The organism is Dactylosporangium sp. NPDC000244 (assembly GCF_040300725.1).
Taxonomy (GTDB): Bacteria; Actinomycetota; Actinomycetes; order Mycobacteriales; family Micromonosporaceae; genus Dactylosporangium.
In genome coordinates this window covers 43,305-43,644 of record NZ_JBEPEH010000025.1, presented here as the reverse complement: position 1 = coordinate 43,644, position 340 = coordinate 43,305, and the positions used below count along the sequence as shown (strand labels likewise).

Below are 340 nucleotides of genomic sequence, written 5' to 3'. Positions count from 1 at the left end.
CGCACGCGGGCGGCTTCCAGGTCGACAACCTCACCAACGCCGGCCACTTCGAACGCTTCGACATCAACGCCAACCTCACCCACACCGGCCGCCCGATCCAGGGGCACCCCGGCTGGTCCCACGTCACCCCCCACGGCGGCGGCCAACCGCACCTCGAAGTCCCCGCCGGCTTCCAGGCCAACCCCCACGCCGGCGGCGGCTTCCAGGTCGACAACCTCACCAACGCCGGCCACTTCGAACGCTTCGACATCAACGCCAACCTCACCCACACCGGCCGCCCGATCCAGGGGCACCCCGGCTGGTCCCACGTCACCCCCCACGGCGGCGGCCAACCGCACCT

1 protein-coding gene is annotated in these 340 nt (G+C 71.8%); it reads left to right on the top strand.

Annotated features, from left to right (window positions below; all coding sequences use genetic code 11):
* Window positions 1-340, top strand: a 340-nt coding sequence (locus tag ABT369_RS32700; RefSeq protein ID WP_350617778.1) for a hypothetical protein, incomplete at both ends; no start/stop codon positions are given.